Genomic DNA, 19613 nt, shown 5'->3' with positions numbered 1-19613 from the left:
ATCCGAAGTGGCGTTTGCCCTTTATCAACCGTAAATGCGTGGTGTTCGTAAAGATTATTTTCGTCTGGTAATTTAGGTGTGTTTTCGTCCATTTTTACGGGCGGTTTCCATTACCAAGCACCAAATCAACAACCGAAGTTCTAGCTAGTTTATCGCCAGCCTTAAGTGTTTGCCCTTTGTGACTAAGCTTTAAAACCATGTCTTTTCCAATATTATCAACATAAGTAATTTTACCAATTTTAAAACCTAAAGCCTCTAAGTTTGGTTTTACCTGTCTAAAAGTTTGGTCAATTAAACCATCCGGAATATTCATTTTTCTGTAGCCAGATGGGTTAAGAGTAATGTATATTTTTCTATTTTCCTTAACCTGCGTGCCCGCTTTTGGGTCTTGCTCAATAACCGAAAACTTTGGGTAATCTGGGTTGTAGTTTGCCGAATCTTGAATTTTCATTACCAAATTATTGTCTTCCAACTCAATTTCAGCAACACTTATAGATTTTCCAGTAAGCTCTGGCACAGTTTCAAAATCGCCATGGTTAGTTGTTACACTCAACCATTTTAATATTAAAAAACACAATACAACCACGGCTACAATTGCCAATAAAAGTTGTTTAAAAAAAGTTTTACTAGTCAGAAATTTTATAAGGCTCATTTCAAGAATTTTCGATTACGCAAATATATAAAAACAGAACTGTTTTTTCTTTTGCAATATATATGATATTTTAGCTTAAACAATATCAACTAACAATACATACGTTTTATTGTTGGTTTTTGGTTGTAAATCAATTTAAAAAGCAAATAAGGTTTAAAGTTTAATGTTTTGGGCGCCTGCCTGCCGGCAGGCAGGTTACCACAAGGGTCGGGCTACCTGCCTGCCGGCAGGCAGGTCCATTACAAGTCCTCGCACCTTCGGGCTGTGGGTTTTCCATTACTATCCCTAACGCGGGCTGAGAACGTTAATTAAACTTTATTGCCAAATATTAAAAAGGTCACCTCCATTGCTGAATAAAAAATAATATTTATGAAAAACATTGCCATCATTATGGGTGGGTATTCCAGCGAATACAAAATCTCATTAACCAGCGGAAATGTCGTTTACGAAACACTCGACAGATCTAAATACACACCATACCGCATTCATATTTTTAAAGACAAATGGGTGCATGTCAATGATGAAGAGGAAGAATTTACTATCGATAAAAACGATTTCTCTATAAATGTTGATGCCTTTAAAATTACATTCGATTGTGTTTTTAACGCCATACATGGCTCGCCGGGCGAAGATGGTTTCATGCAAGGGTATTTTGAGTTACTTAATATTCCGCATACCAGTTGCGATATGTATCAAGCCAGTTTAACCTTTAATAAACGCGACTGTTTAAGTGTTTTAAAACCTTATGGCATAAAAACGGCCAAATCGTTTTATATAAATCTTGGTGATACCATAAATGAGGACGCCATAATAGCCAAAGTGGGTTTACCTTGTTTTGTAAAAGCCAATAAAGCAGGTAGTAGTTTTGGCGTTTCTAAGGTGCACAAAAAGGAAGATTTGCAAAACGCTATTGATGTGGCTTTCAAAGAAGACGACGAAATAATCATTGAATCCTTTTTGGATGGCGTTGAAGTTTCAGTTGGCGTCATCACTTTTAAAGGCGAAACCAAAGTATTGCCAATTACAGAAATTGTTTCTGAGAATGATTTCTTTGATTATGAGGCCAAGTATTTAGGAAAATCTCAAGAAATAACACCTGCCAGATTAACTAAAGAACAAGAAGAAAAAGTAACTAAAGAAGCCAAAAAAGTATACGAAGTTTTAAAAATGAAAGGTTTTAGCCGAAGTGAATTTATTTTTAAAGATGGCGAACCACATTTACTGGAAATGAATACCGTTCCGGGTTTAACCAGAGCAAGTATTTTACCGCAACAGGCAGCTGCAGCTAATATTTCGTTAGCCGAATTGTTTGAAAATGCCATTGAGGAAGCTTTGAAATAGTTGCCCTAAATCCCTCCGAAGGAGGGAAAATGTTATAAAATCCCAATTAGAAAAAGAAAAAAGAAAAAAATAGAATTGTATATTTGATACAACGTGTCATTCCTGCGAAGGCAGCAATCCACATATAATTTGTACATTTTAAAAGATTCCCTCCTTCGAGGAATGACAAAAAAAGTAATTGATGAAACGAGCTTTATTCCCAGGGTCTTTTGATCCATTAACATTAGGACACTACGATATTATAAAACGTGGCGTGACTTTATTTGATGAAATTATTGTAGCCATTGGAGTAAATTCGGAAAAAAAATACATGTTCACCATAAAAGAGCGTCAAAAATTTATTGAAGATGCTTTTGCTGATGAACCAAAGGTAAAAGTTGTAACCTATAAAGGCCTAACTGTCGATTTTTGTAAAGAAACTGGTGTTGAATTTATTTTACGTGGACTGCGAAATCCAGCCGATTTTGAGTTTGAAAAAGCCATTGCACATACCAATAGAACCTTGGAAAAGGTTGAAACCGTTTTCCTTTTAACTGCTGCAAGCACCTCATTTATAAGCTCAAGTATTGTTCGAGAAGTTATCAGACATCATGGCGATTATACCAAGTTGGTACCTGATAGTGTACGAGTAAAGTAACACCTTTTTTAATGAATTTTAAACTAAAATTAAAAAACTGGTTTTTTGTTTCTTTAATCTTATTAGCAACTTGTACTAATATGAAAACCGCCCAAACAGAAACCAATTTTTGTTCAGAAATTCACAGAAACCATACTATGACACTTTCAAAGGAACTTGAAGAATTCTCGACTTTAATGCTGAACAAAACAGGTGTTTATGTTCTTGAAGACGGAAGTGGATCTATGGTTGCGCGAGCATGGCTAACAGAATATGCCGAAAAATCAATCGATATTCAATACTTTATATTCTCAACAGATAACGTAGGACTTATTGCTTGCGATTATTTAATAAGAGCAGCAGATAGAGGTGTTAAAGTCCGTGTTCTTGTTGATGATATTATGGTTGAAGCAGATGCCGAAGATATTGTAACCTTTAATTCTCATGAGAATATTTCGGTTAGAATTTATAATCCTGGAGTTAATTTAGGAAAAAACATCTTTCAGAAACTTGGGAAATTTGCAACAGATTTTAAATCTGCCAACCAACGCATGCATAACAAAACTTTTATAGTTGACAACCAAGTGGTAATTACTGGTGGCAGAAATATTGCAGACGAATATTTTGATTATGACCACGAATACAATTTTAGAGATAGAGACATCCTGTTAATTGGTAAGGAAACAAAAGCTGTAAAATCATCATTTGAAACTTTCTGGAATAGCGATTTAAGTAAAGATGTTACAAGTGTTATTACCAATAAACCTAAAAATATTGAAAAAGCAGATAGATTTGATAAACTACATGAATACGCCTGTAATCCTGAAAACTTTTGGCCTCAAGTAAGAAAACGCATTGAAAATTTACCCAAAACATTTGATGCTATTAAAAAATCTGGTGATTTAGTATGGCTTGACAGAGTTTTTTTTATTTCTGATTTACCGGGTAAAAATGATCAAGACCATGGTTTGGAAGGAGGCGGTATTACCACATCTGTTTTAATTGATTTGGTTAAGAGTGCAAAAACATCCATTGAAATACAAACACCTTATTTAATTACTTCAAAACTAAGTCAAGATTTATTTAAAGCCGCTATTAATCGTGGTGTAAAAATTAGAATCCTGACTAATAGTTTAGCATCAACCGATAATGTGGAGGCTTTTAGTAGTTATCAATCGGATAGAGAAACATTACTAAAAACTGGTGTTCGCATATTTGAGTTTAAACCAGATGCTGAGGAACGAAAAAAGATAATGACTGGAGAACTTCAATCAGAATTAGATTATCAACCAACATTCGGGCTTCATGCAAAATCTATGCTAATTGATGGAAAAACAACCGTTATAGGTACTTTTAATCTGGATCCTAGAAGTGCCAATTTAAATACGGAATGTATTGTTGTTGTGGATTCTAAAAAAGTTTCTGAAGGTGTTTTAAAGGGTATGGAAATAGAATTTAAACCTGAAAACTCTTGGGAAACAACCTTAGATTTTAACCCAGATTCTGAAGTAAGCAACTATAAACGTTTAAAAACTTGGACTCGGAAAGTTATTCCTAAAGCTATTTTGTAAATATTGGTTTTCAGGCGTTGGTGCAGTTTTCAGTTTAGCTTGTTTGTTTAAGTATTACTAATATTCTTTCTTGCTATTATATTGTAACAATTCCTAATTATTAGCTACTAATAGGTAAACTAATACTACAAGATAACATGTTACACAACTTGTCATATTTTCTTTTTAAATTGAAACTTATTCAACCTTCTTTAAGCACCATAAACTTTTGGATGACCATTGAAGATACTGATAAATTGGAGTATGCATTAGCGCATGGCAATTATAAAACCAGAAAACTGGCTGCCGAAGCTTTAGAGAAAATTGCAAAACCATGTTCTATTCCTGCACTTTTAAAGTGTATTAATGATAAAGTTCAAAATGTATCGATTGCTTGTTTAAATGCTTTGGGAAAAATTTCCCCAAATGATGAGCTTATAAAAACTGTTGTAAACAAACGGTTTAATTGGGTAAAAAACGTGCGGGAAAAACGTGCTAAATTTGAAGCTAACAAACACGTTAAGCATACCATTTACCGTTGGGAACGTGCTAGTAAAAAATCGTTTGATCGTGTAAAGGAACAATTGAAACGCCCTATGCGGTGAGAAAAATGTCGCAGAATTCAGGATGTGGTTAGCAGTAATTAAGTTTGAGGATACATTTTGACTGCACACTAAAGACTGCTGACTGCGGACTGGTTGCGTTAGGGATTGAAGTGGATAGCCCACAGTTTTTGCGCCCTAGCGCAGAAGCGAGGACTTGTAACGGAAAGCCCGACCCTTGTGGTAACGCCAAAAAAAAAGTAGCAGTCGCAGGCTCAGTATCGAGTATTCAAAAAAAAAAACTAAAACTTATATTCTGACAGGCCTTTGGTGAATGCTTCTGGGTTTTCGGCTAAGTGGTAACGTGGGTCGTCGATATCTTCCTCGATAACTTCTGTAAACTTAGGATTTGATTTGTAAAGTAATATTTTACAATCTTCACTAAGGTGCTTTAATTTGATTTGCTTTCCTGCGGCTTCATACTTTTCTACCAAATTAAAAATAGCTTCGATTGCTGAATGGTCGCTAATTCGAGATTCTATAAAATCGATTTCTACTTTTTCAGGATCGTTTTTAACATCAAATTTTTCGTTGAAGGAAATAATTGATCCGAAAAATAATGGTCCCCAAATTTCATAAACTCTGGTTCCATCGGCTTTTAAACGCTTACGAGCACGAATACGTTTTGCATTTTCCCATGAAAAAACTAGGGCGCTAATTATAACTCCGGCGATTACTGCTATGGCTAAATCGAAAATAACGGTTAAGGCTGATACGGCAATTAAAACGATAACATCGCTTAAAGGGATTTTATTAAGGATTCTGAAACTACTCCAAGCAAAGGTTCCTATAACTACCATAAACATAACGCCTACTAAGGCTGCAATAGGCACTTGTTCTATTAGCCCTGAGGCAAAAAGAATAAATATTAATAATAATACGGCGGCAACAATACCTGATAAACGCGTTCTACCTCCTGATTTTATATTGATTAACGATTGACCAATCATGGCACAACCACCCATACCGCCAAAAAAACCTGTAACGATATTTGCACCACCTTGAGCCATACATTCTCTGTTTGTATTTCCTCTGGTTTCGGTTAATTCGTCTATCAAATTTAAGGTCATTAATGATTCTATTAACCCAATAGCCGCAAGTATTAATGCATAAGGACCAATAAAAACTAGGGTTTCCCAATTAAAAGGTACTTTACTAAAAATATCTGTTTGGAATTCTGGTAAACCGCCTTTCAGCCCCGTTCCGCCTCCATCACGAATAAAACTTCCTACGGTAGCAACATCTAAATTTCCAAAAATTGCAATTCCTGATACCACTAAAATGGCAATTAAAGCTTCTGGCAACTTTTTAGTTAGTTTTGGCAATCCAAACATAATACCCATGGTTAAAGCTACTAATCCTAGCATAATCCATAGTTGATTTCCTGAAAACCAATTTCCATCAATGTCCTTAAACATGCCTAATTGCGAAACGAATATTACAATGGCTAAACCATTTACAAACCCCATCATTACTGGATGCGGAATTAACCTAACAAACTTACCGAGTTTTAAAACACCTGCTAACATTTGGATAATTCCCATTAATATAACGGTAGCAAATAAGTAGTATAAACCAAGTTGTTGGCTTGCTTCGCCCATGGCATTTCCTTCGGCAACTAAACTTACCATTACTACAGCTAAGGCACCAGTTGCACCACTAATCATTCCTGGGCGACCACCAAATATTGAAGTAATTAAACCAATCATGAACGCCGCATACAACCCCACTAAAGGATCTACACCTGCAACAAATGCAAAGGCAACGGCTTCAGGAACTAATGCTAACGCAACAGTTATTCCACTTAAAATATCGTTTTTGGCATTTGCTGTACGCTTTCTAATAAAATCAGGCATGGTAGTTTTTTTGAAGCTGCAAATTTACGTTTAATATGTTGGCATGCAAGTGAGAAGGATTATAATTTGCTTTTTTAAATTACTATAACGTTATAGTGATTTTAGACTAACAATTTTATATTAGCATAAGAGTTCTCAAGTGCCTCGATGGATTGTTTTTCATTTAGCCAAGCCACCTTGGTAATGCCCTCATTTTCTTCGGCAAGTAAAACACCATCGTAATCGGTTTTCATTTCAAACCAATACGTGATTTTTATTCTATAGCGTCCGTTTCGCTTAAATATATGGTACGTTGTTTCTAACGGTTTTGTGATTTTTAAGCCTTTAACGCCTGTTTCCTCTTCAACTTCTCGAATGGAAGTTTCTTCAATCGTTTCTTTCTTTTCGGCTTTTCCTTTAGGCAAATCCCATTTATCATTTCTATAAATAAATAAAATTTCTCCTTTCTCATTATACACTTTGCCTCCACCAGCAATAACATTTGGGAGCTTTTTTAAAAACTTTTTTAAAATTTTATCTGGGTTTTTATGTATTAAACGAACCTCACTTAAAGACGTTCTATTAAGTTTTCGAATAACTTTAGCCATATCTACTGTTTTAAGTAAATAATTTTTAAAGTAAGTTTCTTTCTCAACAACGTTCGTTAATATTATTGGTTTATCTCCAACAAAAACTTTGTACATGGTTAGTTACAATTATCAAATTCCATTCGGTAAAAATATCATTTTTACTCACAAACCCTAACTTGTTGAAAAAAATATTTTAAAAATATTCATCCAATGAAATAAAAATTAAATTTATATGTAATTTTACCCACATGATTTTTGACAAAAACACCGCTAAAAAAACCGCCGAAGTTTTATTACAAATTAATGCTATAAAACTAAGTCCTAAGGAACCATTTACTTGGGCTTCTGGATGGAAATCGCCTATTTATTGCGATAATCGAATTGTATTATCGTTTCCTCCAATTCGAAATTACATTCGTGAAACGATGGCAAAACATATTGAAAAAGAATATGGTAAACCTGATGTTATTGCAGGTGTAGCAACTGGAGCCATTGGAATTGGAATTTTGGTTGCCGAATATTTAGGCTTGCCGTTTATATATGTTAGGCCAGATGCTAAAGGTCACGGACGAAAAAACCAAATTGAAGGTTTTATTGAAAGCGGACAAAATGTTGTGGTTGTAGAAGATTTAATAAGCACCGGAAAAAGTAGTTTAAATGCCGTAAAAGCATTAAAAGAAGCTGGAATTAATGTGAAAGGCATGGTTGCAATTTTCACCTATGGTTTTGACATTGCTGACGAAAATTTCAAGAAAGAAAATATCCGTTTGAATACTTTAAGTAATTATGAAAACTTACTTGAAGAGGCCTTAGACACAAATTATATTTCTGAAAAAGAACTAAAAACATTATCAGAATGGAATACCAATCCTAGTGAATGGAACGCTAATTGATATAAAGATTATGTCGTGGAGTTGTAAAGTCGTTAAGACCTTCAGCTAAACAACTTAACAAATAACAACGTAACCGTATTATGAATTTAGAATCTCCAAAAATTAGCGTAAGCAAATCACCAGAAGAAGTATTTAACTTTTTGTCTGATATAAAAAACTTTGAATCCCTAATGCCTGAAAACATCAGTAAGTTTGAAGTTTTAGGTGAAGACAAATTTCTTTTTGCTTTAAAAGGCATGCCCGAAATTATCCTTAAAAAGAAAGAAGTTATCCCTCCAAATAAAATTGTTTTGGGTGCTGCTGGCGGAAAAATTGATTTCGCATTAATTGCAAACATTACTCAATTAGATGATTCAACAAGTGAAGTAAAATTAGATTTCACAGGCGATTTTAATCCTATGATGGCCATGATGATTAAAAGTCCTATTAGTAAATTTATTGAAACACTAGCTACGAGCATTCCTAAAGCAATCTAATATAAAAGTGTAATTTCCTTTAAATCGAATGCTTTTAAGACATCATCTTCCAACAACACTTGAAGGTGACCAGATTCAGTAACACTTTTTATAAAACCTGAAAACATCAAACCTTCAGTATCTGTAAATGTTGAGGGTTTATTTTTTCTAAAAAGATGCCTTTCATATTCCTCTTTTATAATGTCATATTTCTCATTTTTCAAAAGCGTAAAATAATCCTTCAAATTATTTATAATAGTTATTGTTAATTCATCCAAATCAAATGTTTTTCCAGAAATTAATTTTAATGACGATGCTTTAGGTAAATTTTCAAATGCTGTTTGATTTACATTTAAGCCAATACCAATCACCGAAGCATTAAAATTGCCTTGTTTTATGACATTTTCAATTAAAACCCCACATATTTTTTTGTCTGCTGACAAAATGTCGTTAGGCCATTTTACACTTAATTTAGGTATTCCAAAAGAATCTAAGGCCTTTAAAACGGATAAAGCTGTCACCATACTTACATAAAACAGCTCTTCCAATTTAAATTCAGATAAATCCTTAAACACACTAAACGTAAGGTTTTTATATGCTTCAGAATTCCAACCTGCACCCATTTGCCCTCTTCCTAATGTTTGGTTTTTTGCTAAAACCGCGGTATAATCATCAATAATTTCATTAGCGTAAAGCTTTCGCAAGTGGCTATTTGTTGAATCGATGGCATCAAGTTTGATTATACGCATATACAAGTTATTAAAATACTCGAAAACTTATGATTTTTTTAAAGTATAAAGAACTAAAAAATAATAACTTTGCACAAATTAAATATACTTAATGGCGAAAGAAAAAATAAGCGCAGACCAATTAATATCGGTAATAATCAGTGGGATTGAAGATGTTAAGGGAAAAGAAATTAATATTCTAGATTTAAGAGCGATTGAAAACACGGTTTGCGATTACTTTATTATTTGCGAGGGAACTTCAAATACTCAAGTAAACGCTATTGTAAATTCCATTCAAAAGAAAGTAAGCAAAACACTTAAAGACAACCCTTGGCATACTGAGGGCGCTGATAATGCAGAATGGGTTTTAATTGATTATGTAAATGTTGTAGTGCATGTTTTTCAAAAACATATTAGAGAGTATTATGATATTGAAAGCCTTTGGGGCGATGCAAAAACAACTGTTATAGAAACGAGTTACTAAAAAAACAAAATGGCAAACGAAAAAAAGAAAATAAAAGAAAATAAACCTAAATTTAGTCCGTATTGGATTTATGGGATATTAATAGCACTTTTTCTAGGGTATCAATTAATTAATGGAGGAAACTATCAAGATGCTAATAAAACAACACCTTCCGACTTTTTTGAATATTTAGAGGCTGGCGATGTTGCTCGTATCGATATTATAAAAAACACTCGTGTTGCTAAAATATATTTAACAAAAGATGCAGAGGCTAAAGAGATACATAAAAACTCAAAGCCGCAAACCTTTATTCCGTCTGCAACGGCTTTGCCAAATTATAGATTTGAATTTGGTGATCTTCAGAATTTTGAAAATCAATTAAATGCAGACACTAAAGATTTAGCTGTTAAGCCAATTATCACTTTCGATACAGAAACCAACGATTGGGGAAATTTATTGATGGGCATTCTACCGTTTATTTTATTAATTGGTGTTTGGATATTCATTATGCGCCGTATGTCTGGTGGTGCCGGAGGTGGTGCTGGAGGACAAATTTTCAACATTGGAAAGTCTAAAGCAAAACTTTTTGATCAGAATACTGAAGTAAAAACTAGTTTTAAAGATGTTGCTGGTTTAGAAGGTGCAAAAGAAGAAGTTCAAGAAATTGTTGACTTCCTTAAATTTCCAGAAAAGTATACAACACTTGGTGGTAAAATTCCAAAAGGGGCCTTACTTGTAGGACCTCCTGGAACAGGTAAAACCCTATTGGCAAAAGCTGTTGCAGGTGAGGCAAAAGTGCCTTTTTTCTCATTATCAGGTTCAGATTTTGTTGAAATGTTTGTTGGTGTTGGGGCTTCTCGTGTTAGAGATTTATTCAAACAGGCCAAAGAAAAATCGCCTTCTATTATTTTTATTGATGAAATTGATGCAATAGGACGTGCCAGAGGAAAAAACGCCATGTCTGGAAGTAATGACGAACGTGAAAACACACTAAATCAATTATTAACTGAAATGGATGGTTTTGGCACAAACACCAACGTTATCGTTATAGCAGCGACTAACAGAGCTGATATTTTAGATAAAGCGTTAATGCGTGCAGGTCGTTTTGATAGACAGATTTATGTTGATCTACCGGACGTTCGCGAGCGTGAAGAAATATTTGAAGTCCATTTAAGGCCGCTTAAAAAAGCAAAAAATCTAGATTTAGATTTCCTTTCAAAACAAACACCAGGATTCTCCGGAGCAGATATTGCTAACGTATGTAACGAAGCTGCTTTAATTGCTGCCAGAAATGGTAAAAAAGCTGTTGACAAACAAGATTTCCTAGATGCCGTAGATAGAATTATTGGCGGATTAGAAAAGAAAAACAAAATTATTACGCCAAGTGAAAAACGCGCTGTTGCCTTTCATGAAGCAGGACATGCAGTTACAAGCTGGATGTTAGAGCATGCCGCTCCATTAGTTAAAGTAACCATTGTGCCTCGTGGACGTTCATTAGGTGCTGCATGGTATTTGCCAGAAGAACGTTTAATTGTTCATCCTGAGCAAATGCTTGACGAAATGTGTGCTGCTCTAGGTGGTCGTGCCGCAGAAAAAGTGATTTTTAATAAAATATCAACAGGAGCTTTAAGCGATCTTGAGAAGGTAACTAAACAAGCAAGGGCCATGGGAACCGTGTATGGTTTAAGCGATAAAGTTGGTAATTTAACCTATTATGATTCTTCTGGTCAAAATGAGTTTGGTTTTTCTAAACCATATAGCGAAAAAACGGCAGAATTAATTGATAAAGAAATTTCAGATATTATTGAAAAACAATATCAACGTGCTATAAAATTACTTGAGGCTAATAAAGATAAACTAACACAACTTGCAGAAGTATTATTGGAGAAAGAAGTTATTTTTAAAGATAACCTTGAAATAATATTTGGAAAACGTCCGTTTGAAAAAGAGCAAGTATCGAGTACTAAAGAAAGTAAAAAAGACGAGAAAGAATAAAACAAAACGTTATATTTTGTTAAGCATTTGGTAAAAATCTTAAATTAGTTGTAAGGTTAATTTAAGATTTTTTATATTTGGAAAACCACATTAAAATTTCAGTTAATAGCAATACATTAAATGAGTCTTTTTAGAAAAATTTTTGGTTCCAAATCTGATCGTGATGATGACGAATTAAAATCTGGTGATCGTGGCAAATATATGCCAGAAATAAAACTACCAATAGACGAAAAGTTTACCATAAACTTTAAGGCTAATGGAGGTAAGTTCTTGTATTGCGAAAATTTAAACGAAATTTATAAAAATTTAGAACATATTATTGAAGAAAATGATTGGCAAGAAGATCAGGTTTTATTACTTGATGCTGAATTAAAAAGTAAATTTAAAAATTCAAATTTACTTCCAACGAAAAAAATAAGTGAAGCCAAATATTTTTTAACAACTTGCGAAAATTTAATTGGTAATGATGGTTCTATATTAATTTCATCTAGACAAATTTTCGAAAAAAAACTTCCCGAATTGCCTTTTAACTTTATTGTTTTTGCTACAACTAGCCAATTAGTTGAAAATATAGGCGAGGGTTTGCGTGGAATTAAATCTAAAAACAGACAAAAAATCCCAACAAACATAACAACCATAAAGCATTTTAAATCTGGTGATGAAAAAGATTTTTTAAGCTATGGTAGTAGTGCAAAAAACCTTTACCTCCTACTCTTAGAAGATTTATAGCATGAAAGAAACGCTCGTTCGATCACTTTCAGGTTTAATCTATGTGTCATTATTACTTATTTGCCTTTGTTATGAGCAAGCATTAATTGCTCTTTTTTTTGTTTTTGGATTAATTTGTATTGGTGAATTCAAAAAACTGATCCAGCTAAAAAGCAAAATTCCATACCTTATTTTTATTATACTTTATGCTGTTTTTGGATATTGGCAAGCTGTACTAAAAACCGATACTGGTTTAAAGGAAGCCACTCAAATCCTTATGGTACTTTCCATATTTGTCGAGTTATTTTTAATAAAAGATTTATTTTCAATAAGAGGCATTCCGCTTTTTGCTACTAAACGGTTTTTATTAACAACATTTTATTTATCAAGTGCCTTTGTATTTTTAATATTGATAGCAAATTATCATGAAGAATATAAACCACAAATTCTTTTAGGTGCCTTTATTTTAGTTTGGGTAAACGATTCTTTTGCTTATTTAGTTGGAAAAAACTTTGGCAAACAAAAACTTTTTGAAATTATATCCCCTAAAAAAACAGTTGAAGGTTTTCTTGGTGGTTTGTTCTTTTCATGCGTAGCAAGTTATTTTATTGCTACCTTTACAGGAACTTTAAATTCTACAAATTGGCTAATTTTAAGTATCATTATTAGTGTTTTTGGTACTTTAGGCGATTTAATAGAATCTAAATTTAAAAGACAAGCAAATGTTAAGGATAGCGGTGTCATTATGCCTGGTCATGGTGGATTGTTGGATCGACTAGATAGTATAATTTTTGCAGCTCCATTTATATATTTATTTTTAAGAATTTTGAATTATGTTTCATAAAGAAGGTCATAAAATTATAATCATTACACTATTCATTGTTGTAGCTGGTTTTTTATTAGTTGATAGTTTTCTTGATATCACATGGTTAGGAACCATTATAATGATAGCTTTATTAGCATTCCTAATCCTGATATTGCAGTTTTTTAGAAATCCAAAACGACATACCCACCTCAACGATAATCAAGTTATCTCACCAGTAGATGGAAAAGTAGTTGTTATTGAAGAAGTTTTTGAAAAAGAATATTTTAAAGAAAAACGTTTACAAGTTAGTGTTTTCATGTCACCAATAAATGTGCATGTTACCCGTTACCCAATTGGTGGAAAGGTTGTATTTAGCAAATACCACCCAGGTAAATACTTAGTTGCATGGCACCCTAAAGCAAGTGAAGAAAACGAGCGCACTACGGTGGTGGTAGAAAATGAAACTTATGGTAAAGTGTTACACAGGCAAATTGCTGGAGCTTTAGCAAAACGAATTGTAAATTATGCTAAGGTTGACGACAAAGCCATTCAGGGTGGTGAGTCTGGATTTATAAAATTTGGCTCAAGAGTAGACTTATACTTACCTTTGGACACCAAAATTAAAGTAGAATTAAATCAAAAAGTTCGCGGTGGCGAAAGTATTATTGCAGAAATTAATGAGTAGTAATAAATTGGACATAGAATTTAAAGAAGCTGTTGATAGAGTGAACGCTCATAAAGAGCCTTTTCCTGCAGATACTCTTTTAAAACTATATGCTTACTACAAAAAAGCTACTAACGATTATGGAAGGCCTAAAAGCAAAAAAGAAATAATTAACGCTTTTAAAACCAATGCTTTATTCCAAGCTAAAAGCCTTACTGAAGACGAAGCTAAACAAAACTACATAGACTTAGTAAATAATTACTTTTTGTATAGAAAATAGGGCATTCTCTATTTTCTCATCTTGACTTTGACAGAAAAATTCTCTAACCTGGTTTAACCATCGATAAAATTCATTATACAGAACATTATCTTTGGCTTTTTGTGTCATTTAAAAATAATCGAGAAAGTAATGAAACTATCCTTAAAAGCACAAAAAATATTTAGTGAAATCAACAAGGAAACAACAAGGTTGGGAGACTTGAGAAAAATCGCAAAAGAAATTAAAAAAGACCACGCTTTGTCTTTGGAACTTTGGACAACTGGAGAATTTTTGCCTCGTCAGTTAGCAATTCTGATAATGGATAAAAAGCTTCTAACCCAAGAGGTAATTGACCAACTTGATAATGATATTCAGAAACACGAATTTGATGAACGAAATCATTTGATGGATTGGTTAATGGCCAATCAATTATCTAAAGACAAAAAGATAATTTCTCTTATAGAATCTTGGAAAAATAGTTCTTCTAAATTACAAAGGAGAGTATTTTGGTATTATCAGGCAAGATTAAGATGGATGGGAAATACAAACCAATCTAATACAAAAGAACTTTTAGATTTAATTGAGATAAATCTAATGAAAGAAGAGCCTGAAGTTCAATGGGCAATGAATTATACGGCCGGTCAAATAGGAAAATGGCAAGAAAAATATCGCGATAGATGTATTTCTATTGGCGAAGAAACGGGTCTTTACAAAGATGAAATGGTAGCAAAAAATTGTGTCCCAAGTTATCTTCCAAAATTCATTACAATTGAAGTTGCCAAATTAAAAAAGTAAAGTCGATGAAAAACTAAACAACGTATATAAAACATAACTAGCACAGTCCCTCCGAGAGATTTGTGTGTGTTTTCGAAAATCGCTAAATTTTTAATTTTGAGTCTATTATAATCCGAATGATAAGCGTCCTTTTATAAGTTACCTTTCATACACAAACTCGTTAAACGAACCTCCCAAAAAATTACCCTAAACTAGCCAAACTAGCCTTTAACGTTTCTATTTTAGCTAAAGCATCCGCTTCTTTCTTCTTTTCTGAAGCCACAACTTGTTCTGGTGCTCCGGCAACAAAACGTTCGTTTGACAACTTCTTTTGTACCGATTTCAAAAAGCCTTTTGTATAGTTTAACTCTTCGGTTAACTTAATAATTTCGGCTTCTACATCAATAGCACCAACCATAGGAATAAAATACTCATTCGATTTTACTCTAAACGTCAAAGCACCTTCAATAGCTTCAGTAGTATCTTTAATGCTTTCAAGATTTCCCAATTTAGCTATAACACCATCAAAAGTAATATCTAATTTTTCATTATTTATTACTGAAAAACCTATGACATCTTTAAAGGCAATATTTTTTTGTTTTCTGATGTTTCTAATTCCTGAAATAACTTCCGAAGCAAATTCAAACTCAGAAATTAAAGTTTCATTTATTGTTTTAGCTTTTGGCCATTTAGCAACTATTAATGCATCTTCTGGCGTTCTTTCAGCAATATATTGCCAGATTTCTTCTGATAAAAATGGCATAAACGGATGTAATACTTTCAAATTATTCTCAAAAGCTTCAATTACTGATTTATAAGTTTTAGCATCAATAGGTTTTTGATAGGCTGGTTTAATGATTTCTAATAACCATGATGAAAAATCGTCCATGATTAATTTGTAAATAGCCATTAAAGCATCACTTAGTCTGTATTTACTAAAATGATCTTCAATTTCTACTAATATTTTTTGAAACTTAGCTTCATACCATTCTAATCCCACTTTTGCTGTTTCTGGCTGCGGGATGGTTTCATCAATTTCCCAACCTTGAATTAATCTGAAAGCATTCCAAATTTTGTTTCCAAATCCTTTTCCTTGTTGGCAAAGGGCTTCATCAAACATTAAATCGTTTCCAGCAGCAGAACTTAACAACAAGCCTACGCGAACACCATCTGCACTATATTCCTCAATAAGTTTTAAAGCATCTGGAGAATTACCTAATGATTTACTCATTTTTCGGCGTTGCTTATCACGAACCAACCCTGTTAAGTAAACATTCTCGAAAGGTTTTTCATCTTTATACTCATAACCAGCAATAATCATACGTGCCACCCAAAAGAACAAAATATCCGGACCTGTAACTAAATCGTTTGTTGGGTAATAATATTTTATGTCTTCATTTTCTGGATTTCGAATACCATCAAATACAGACATTGGCCATAACCAAGATGAGAACCAAGTATCTAAAGCGTCATTATCTTGACGTAAGTCGTTTGTTGTTAGTTGTTTGTTGTTTGTTTGCTGTTTAGCCTTTTCTAAGGCATTTTCTATATTTTCAGCTACAACAAAATCTTCTTTACCATCGCCATAGAAATACGCAGGAATTTGCTGTCCCCACATAAGTTGACGCGAAATATTCCAATCGCGGATATTCTCCATCCAATGACGGTAGGTATTCTCGAATTTCTTTGGAAAAAGTTTAATTTCAGGATCTTCACCTAAAACAGATTTAATAGCAGGTTTTACTAATTCTTCCATTTTAAGAAACCATTGGTCGCTTAAGCGTGGTTCTATAACAGCCTTTGTTCTTTCAGAAGTTCCAACTTTATTAATGTGCGTTTCAGTTTTTACTAAAATACCTTTTTCTTCTAATTCTTTTACAATTTCCTTTCTAACTACAAAACGATCCTTTCCTTCATAATGTAATCCGAAGCTATTTAAAGACGCATCATCATTAAAAATATCAATAACTTCTAAGTTATGCTTATCACCAAGATTCTTATCGTTTTCATCGTGTGCAGGTGTTACCTTTAAGCATCCTGTACCAAACTCAACATCTACATAATCGTCTTCAATAATTGGAATAACGCGATTACAAATTGGCACAATAGCCTTTTTTCCACGTAATTGCGTAAAACGCTCATCACTAGGATTAATACATATTGCTGTATCTCCAAAAATAGTTTCAGGTCTTGTTGTAGCAATAGTTAAAGTATCGTTGCTACCTTCAATTTTATAATTTAAATAGTATAGATTTCCTTGGCGTTCTTCATGAATTACTTCTTCATCAGACAAAGTAGTTTTAGCCTCAGGATCCCAGTTTACCATTCTGTAACCACGATAAATCAAGCCTTTTTCGTATAAATCAACAAAAACCTTAATTACGGCTTCACTCATGTCATCATCCATGGTGAATTTAGTTCTGTCCCAATCGCAAGAACAACCTAATTTTTTAAGTTGTTCAAGAATTACTCCTCCGTATTCTTCTGTCCATTCCCAAGCGTGTGCTAAAAATTCTTCACGAGATAAATCATTTTTATCAATGCCTTGTTCTTTTAATTTAGCAACAACCTTCGCTTCAGTAGCTATGGACGCATGATCAGTTCCAGGTACCCAACATGCATTTTTTCCTAATAAACGAGCACGACGTATTAAAACATCTTGTATGGTGTTATTAAGCATGTGCCCCATGTGCAACACGCCAGTAACGTTTGGCGGCGGAATTACAATGGTGTATGGGTCTCTTTCATCGGGTGTTGAATGAAAATAATTATGTTTCATCCAGTAGTCGTACCACTTACTTTCTACCTGACTTGCATCATATTTTGATGGAATTTGCATACTTTGGAATAGTTTTTGAATAATGATTTGCAAAAGTACTTATATTTCTTTTTCTATAAAAGATTTAAACCGTTATTGATAATTGAAAATTAACAGTAATAATCAAAATTATGAAAATGTTATATGTACTTTTAACCGAGTTGAATATGTTAATAAGTCTGTAATACGTCTATTATTTTTGCAGATTATAGGAAAAGTAACTATGTTTGGCAAGGTTTTAGAACTGTAAAAAACAATATGGCCAACAAAATCATGGTCTTAATGAGTGAAAATTATAAACAAAAAAAAATAAAGTGATGAAACAATTAATTACAATTTTATTTATCGGGTTAATAAGTTTAGGTATCAATGCTCAAGCAAAAATTGAGTTTAAATCTGATACGATTGATTATGGAACTGTTGAAAAAGGAGCGGATGGCGTAAGGACTTTTGAATTTACCAATACTGGTGATGCGCCTCTTATTATCTCAGAAGTAAAATCATCTTGTGGATGTACTGTGCCTTCAAAACCAGATGGTCCAATTATGCCTGGGAAAACTGGTGAAATTAAAGTAAAGTATGATACTAATAGAGTAAACCCTATAAGAAAAACAATTACAGTAATGTCCAATGCGGAAACACCAACGGTTGCTTTAAAAATTAAAGGTTTAGTAATAGACCCATCAAAAGTAAGCGTTCTTGATAAGCAAGAAAAAAGTGTGATGGAAGAATAAGGTTACTTAATACTAATAAACAAATTGAAAAGGCTTGAATATATATTCAGGCCTTTTTTATTCAGAATGGGTTTTGGAGTGTAAAATTTATATTTAAAACTTCGCCGTTTCGATCTATTCTTAATCTTATTTTTTTGTCGTGGTCGTCATAAAATTTTTCCATTACTTGCTGAAGGGTAAATTGATAACTTTGCTTTCCATTAATACTTAAAATAACATCTCCAATTTTTAAACCTGCCATGTCAGCAGGCGAACCCTCTCTTAACTCAACTATAGTATATGCTGGTTTTAAAGATATTTTGTATCTGTTTTTAGAACCGAGGCCCAAATTATTAGATTGAGTAGTTCCATTTACCTTTAAATTATTTCCTTTAATTTCTTTTAAAATCCTAACACCATCATGGGCTAGTTCAATACCACTTTTGTTATAACTAAATTTACTTTTAAACTTACCATTTTTTGAAATTGTCATTAACGCTTTTTGATAATCAAAAATAACATTGAATCGTTTTAATACATTTCCCGAAATACTACCATTTCTATCTTTAATTTGTTTCGCATGAAAAACATATTCAGTATTTGGATATGCAACATTCGGTTTTTTTAGTACGAAATTATTCAATATTAATGCGTCAACTTTTGAGCGTTTTCCATACACGCTTCCGTTAAGTCCATGACCAAGAAAATCGTTAAAAAAAAACGCACTAGGTTTTATTCCTAATGATTCATCTTCAAATAACCATAAGGCATCACTACCTCCAGAATCAATCAACAATTTTACAGGAATTTCCTTTTGATTCATTTTGACTATAACATTTACATAAGGTTTACCGTTATAAAATTCTAAATTTAATTTTTCACATTTTCTACATTTCTTGTATTTAAATTTTTCTGGAGTCGTTAATCTTAAAAAGCCTGCAGCATAATTAATTTCAACAACCAAATCTTTAAAAATATCTAAACCAACAATACCATGAACAGGAATTCCTAATCTGGGTGCAAAATTTAAATTGCTATTATAAATGGCATATAAATCTTGATTTAATTTTATTGCATCACCAATTTTAAATGTATTATGGGTTGATTTTAATGCTTCTACAGATTCTCCACCTCCAAGCCCTCTCAAATAAA

Annotated in this window: 20 protein-coding genes; 14 read left to right on the top strand and 6 right to left on the bottom strand. The window is 33.0% G+C overall.

Annotated elements, in window-relative coordinates; genetic code table 11:
* Positions 1 to 94: 94 nt before the first annotated feature.
* The gene (locus tag WBN21_RS10420; protein WP_424200022.1) at positions 95 to 652 is read right to left on the bottom strand and encodes a PASTA domain-containing protein; all 558 of its coding nucleotides are present in this window, start codon (positions 650 to 652) and stop codon (positions 95 to 97) included.
* Positions 653 to 1021: 369 nt separating this feature from the next.
* On the opposite strand from WBN21_RS10420, the gene WBN21_RS10415 reads away from it, so the two are divergent.
* From WBN21_RS10415 to WBN21_RS10400, 4 genes are all read left to right on the top strand, one after another.
* A complete protein-coding gene (locus tag WBN21_RS10415) occupies positions 1022 to 1993 on the top strand; it encodes a D-alanine--D-alanine ligase (RefSeq protein WP_424200020.1) in 972 nt (323 codons plus the stop codon).
* A 181-nt stretch (positions 1994 to 2174) separates the two neighbouring features.
* A complete protein-coding gene (gene coaD / locus WBN21_RS10410) occupies positions 2175 to 2630 on the top strand; it encodes a pantetheine-phosphate adenylyltransferase (RefSeq protein ID WP_424200018.1) in 456 nt (151 codons plus the stop codon).
* A gap of 11 nt (positions 2631 to 2641) precedes the next feature.
* Positions 2642 to 4180: a phospholipase D family protein gene (locus tag WBN21_RS10405; RefSeq protein ID WP_424200016.1), complete on the top strand. Its 1539-nt coding sequence runs from the start codon at positions 2642 to 2644 to the stop codon at positions 4178 to 4180.
* Between the two features lie 170 nt (positions 4181 to 4350).
* Positions 4351 to 4764 (top strand): HEAT repeat domain-containing protein, encoded by a 414-nt coding sequence (locus WBN21_RS10400; protein ID WP_424200014.1) that lies wholly within the window; start codon positions 4351 to 4353, stop codon positions 4762 to 4764.
* Between the two features lie 239 nt (positions 4765 to 5003).
* Here WBN21_RS10400 and WBN21_RS10395 read toward each other — a convergent pair whose 3' ends face one another.
* A complete protein-coding gene (locus WBN21_RS10395; protein WP_424200012.1) occupies positions 5004 to 6617 on the bottom strand; it encodes a SulP family inorganic anion transporter in 1614 nt (537 codons plus the stop codon).
* A gap of 101 nt (positions 6618 to 6718) precedes the next feature.
* Positions 6719 to 7300 carry an NUDIX hydrolase gene (locus WBN21_RS10390; protein WP_424200010.1) on the bottom strand — a complete coding sequence of 194 codons (582 nt, stop codon included), beginning with the start codon at positions 7298 to 7300 and terminating at the stop codon, positions 6719 to 6721.
* 134 nt (positions 7301 to 7434) lie between these two features.
* Here WBN21_RS10390 and pyrE point away from each other — a divergent pair, with 134 nt between their 5' ends.
* Together pyrE and WBN21_RS10380 are read left to right on the top strand one after the other, a co-directional pair.
* Positions 7435 to 8079 (top strand): orotate phosphoribosyltransferase, encoded by a 645-nt coding sequence (gene pyrE, locus WBN21_RS10385; protein WP_424200008.1) that lies wholly within the window; start codon positions 7435 to 7437, stop codon positions 8077 to 8079.
* Between the two features lie 80 nt (positions 8080 to 8159).
* Positions 8160 to 8555: an SRPBCC domain-containing protein gene (locus WBN21_RS10380; RefSeq protein WP_424200006.1), complete on the top strand. Its 396-nt coding sequence runs from the start codon at positions 8160 to 8162 to the stop codon at positions 8553 to 8555.
* On the opposite strand, the gene WBN21_RS10375 is transcribed toward WBN21_RS10380, so the two are convergent.
* Complete coding sequence (locus WBN21_RS10375) at positions 8552 to 9283, bottom strand: biotin--[acetyl-CoA-carboxylase] ligase (protein WP_424200005.1); 732 nt, start codon at positions 9281 to 9283, stop codon at positions 8552 to 8554. The genes WBN21_RS10380 and WBN21_RS10375 overlap by 4 nt on opposite strands.
* 91 nt (positions 9284 to 9374) lie before the next feature.
* On the opposite strand from WBN21_RS10375, the gene rsfS reads away from it, so the two are divergent.
* The 7 genes from rsfS to WBN21_RS10340 all read left to right on the top strand — a co-directional run bounded on the left by rsfS (position 9375) and on the right by WBN21_RS10340 (position 14951).
* On the top strand, positions 9375 to 9746 hold the full coding sequence (gene rsfS, locus WBN21_RS10370; protein ID WP_424200001.1) for a ribosome silencing factor: 372 nt from the start codon (positions 9375 to 9377) through the stop codon (positions 9744 to 9746).
* A gap of 9 nt (positions 9747 to 9755) precedes the next feature.
* Positions 9756 to 11720, top strand: a complete 1965-nt coding sequence (gene ftsH / locus WBN21_RS10365) for an ATP-dependent zinc metalloprotease FtsH (RefSeq protein WP_424199999.1) — start codon at positions 9756 to 9758, stop codon at positions 11718 to 11720.
* A gap of 120 nt (positions 11721 to 11840) precedes the next feature.
* Entirely contained in the window at positions 11841 to 12449 is a 609-nt protein-coding gene (locus tag WBN21_RS10360; protein WP_424199997.1) for an LUD domain-containing protein, read from the top strand.
* A 1-nt stretch (position 12450) separates the two neighbouring features.
* Positions 12451 to 13272, top strand: a complete 822-nt coding sequence (locus tag WBN21_RS10355) for a phosphatidate cytidylyltransferase (protein WP_424199995.1) — start codon at positions 12451 to 12453, stop codon at positions 13270 to 13272.
* Positions 13262 to 13918, top strand: a complete 657-nt coding sequence (locus tag WBN21_RS10350; RefSeq protein ID WP_424199993.1) for a phosphatidylserine decarboxylase family protein — start codon at positions 13262 to 13264, stop codon at positions 13916 to 13918. Before WBN21_RS10355 ends, WBN21_RS10350 begins: the two co-directional genes overlap by 11 nt.
* Positions 13911 to 14177, top strand: a complete 267-nt coding sequence (locus tag WBN21_RS10345) for an acyl-CoA-binding protein (RefSeq protein ID WP_424199991.1) — start codon at positions 13911 to 13913, stop codon at positions 14175 to 14177. Before WBN21_RS10350 ends, WBN21_RS10345 begins: the two co-directional genes overlap by 8 nt.
* A 129-nt stretch (positions 14178 to 14306) precedes the next feature.
* The gene (locus WBN21_RS10340; RefSeq protein WP_424199989.1) at positions 14307 to 14951 is read left to right on the top strand and encodes a DNA alkylation repair protein; all 645 of its coding nucleotides are present in this window, start codon (positions 14307 to 14309) and stop codon (positions 14949 to 14951) included.
* Between the two features lie 181 nt (positions 14952 to 15132).
* Here WBN21_RS10340 and WBN21_RS10335 read toward each other — a convergent pair whose 3' ends face one another.
* Positions 15133 to 17769 carry a valine--tRNA ligase gene (locus tag WBN21_RS10335; protein ID WP_424199987.1) on the bottom strand — a complete coding sequence of 879 codons (2637 nt, stop codon included), beginning with the start codon at positions 17767 to 17769 and terminating at the stop codon, positions 15133 to 15135.
* A gap of 296 nt (positions 17770 to 18065) precedes the next feature.
* On the opposite strand from WBN21_RS10335, the gene WBN21_RS10330 reads away from it, so the two are divergent.
* Entirely contained in the window at positions 18066 to 18482 is a 417-nt protein-coding gene (locus tag WBN21_RS10330) for a DUF1573 domain-containing protein (RefSeq protein WP_424199985.1), read from the top strand.
* A 61-nt stretch (positions 18483 to 18543) separates the two neighbouring features.
* Here WBN21_RS10330 and WBN21_RS10325 read toward each other — a convergent pair.
* A partial coding sequence (locus WBN21_RS10325) for a PDZ domain-containing protein (RefSeq protein ID WP_424199983.1) occupies positions 18544 to 19613 on the bottom strand: 1070 nt, incomplete at its 5' end.

This window comes from Algibacter sp., assembly GCF_049667265.1.
Classification (GTDB): Bacteria; Bacteroidota; Bacteroidia; order Flavobacteriales; family Flavobacteriaceae; genus Algibacter_B.
The sequence above is the reverse complement of the archived record's forward strand: the minus strand, read 5'-3'. Positions and strand labels throughout refer to the sequence as shown.

What these genes read in the sequence shown, in the direction of transcription:
- WBN21_RS10345 (WP_424199991.1), top strand. Translation starts at nt 13,911, where the DNA reads ATGAGTAGTAATAAATTGGACATAGAATTTAAAGAAGCTGTTGATAGA.
- coaD (WP_424200018.1), top strand. Translation starts at nt 2,175, where the DNA reads ATGAAACGAGCTTTATTCCCAGGGTCTTTTGATCCATTAACATTAGGA.
- WBN21_RS10375 (WP_424200005.1), bottom strand. Translation starts at nt 9,283, where the DNA reads ATGCGTATAATCAAACTTGATGCCATCGATTCAACAAATAGCCACTTG.
- WBN21_RS10330 (WP_424199985.1), top strand. Translation starts at nt 18,066, where the DNA reads ATGAAACAATTAATTACAATTTTATTTATCGGGTTAATAAGTTTAGGT.
- WBN21_RS10405 (WP_424200016.1), top strand. Translation starts at nt 2,642, where the DNA reads ATGAATTTTAAACTAAAATTAAAAAACTGGTTTTTTGTTTCTTTAATC.
- WBN21_RS10355 (WP_424199995.1), top strand. Translation starts at nt 12,451, where the DNA reads ATGAAAGAAACGCTCGTTCGATCACTTTCAGGTTTAATCTATGTGTCA.
- WBN21_RS10420 (WP_424200022.1), bottom strand. Translation starts at nt 652, where the DNA reads ATGAGCCTTATAAAATTTCTGACTAGTAAAACTTTTTTTAAACAACTT.
- WBN21_RS10415 (WP_424200020.1), top strand. Translation starts at nt 1,022, where the DNA reads ATGAAAAACATTGCCATCATTATGGGTGGGTATTCCAGCGAATACAAA.
- WBN21_RS10360 (WP_424199997.1), top strand. Translation starts at nt 11,841, where the DNA reads ATGAGTCTTTTTAGAAAAATTTTTGGTTCCAAATCTGATCGTGATGAT.
- WBN21_RS10395 (WP_424200012.1), bottom strand. Translation starts at nt 6,617, where the DNA reads ATGCCTGATTTTATTAGAAAGCGTACAGCAAATGCCAAAAACGATATT.
- WBN21_RS10340 (WP_424199989.1), top strand. Translation starts at nt 14,307, where the DNA reads ATGAAACTATCCTTAAAAGCACAAAAAATATTTAGTGAAATCAACAAG.
- WBN21_RS10380 (WP_424200006.1), top strand. Translation starts at nt 8,160, where the DNA reads ATGAATTTAGAATCTCCAAAAATTAGCGTAAGCAAATCACCAGAAGAA.
- rsfS (WP_424200001.1), top strand. Translation starts at nt 9,375, where the DNA reads ATGGCGAAAGAAAAAATAAGCGCAGACCAATTAATATCGGTAATAATC.
- WBN21_RS10350 (WP_424199993.1), top strand. Translation starts at nt 13,262, where the DNA reads ATGTTTCATAAAGAAGGTCATAAAATTATAATCATTACACTATTCATT.
- ftsH (WP_424199999.1), top strand. Translation starts at nt 9,756, where the DNA reads ATGGCAAACGAAAAAAAGAAAATAAAAGAAAATAAACCTAAATTTAGT.
- WBN21_RS10390 (WP_424200010.1), bottom strand. Translation starts at nt 7,300, where the DNA reads ATGTACAAAGTTTTTGTTGGAGATAAACCAATAATATTAACGAACGTT.
- pyrE (WP_424200008.1), top strand. Translation starts at nt 7,435, where the DNA reads ATGATTTTTGACAAAAACACCGCTAAAAAAACCGCCGAAGTTTTATTA.
- WBN21_RS10335 (WP_424199987.1), bottom strand. Translation starts at nt 17,769, where the DNA reads ATGCAAATTCCATCAAAATATGATGCAAGTCAGGTAGAAAGTAAGTGG.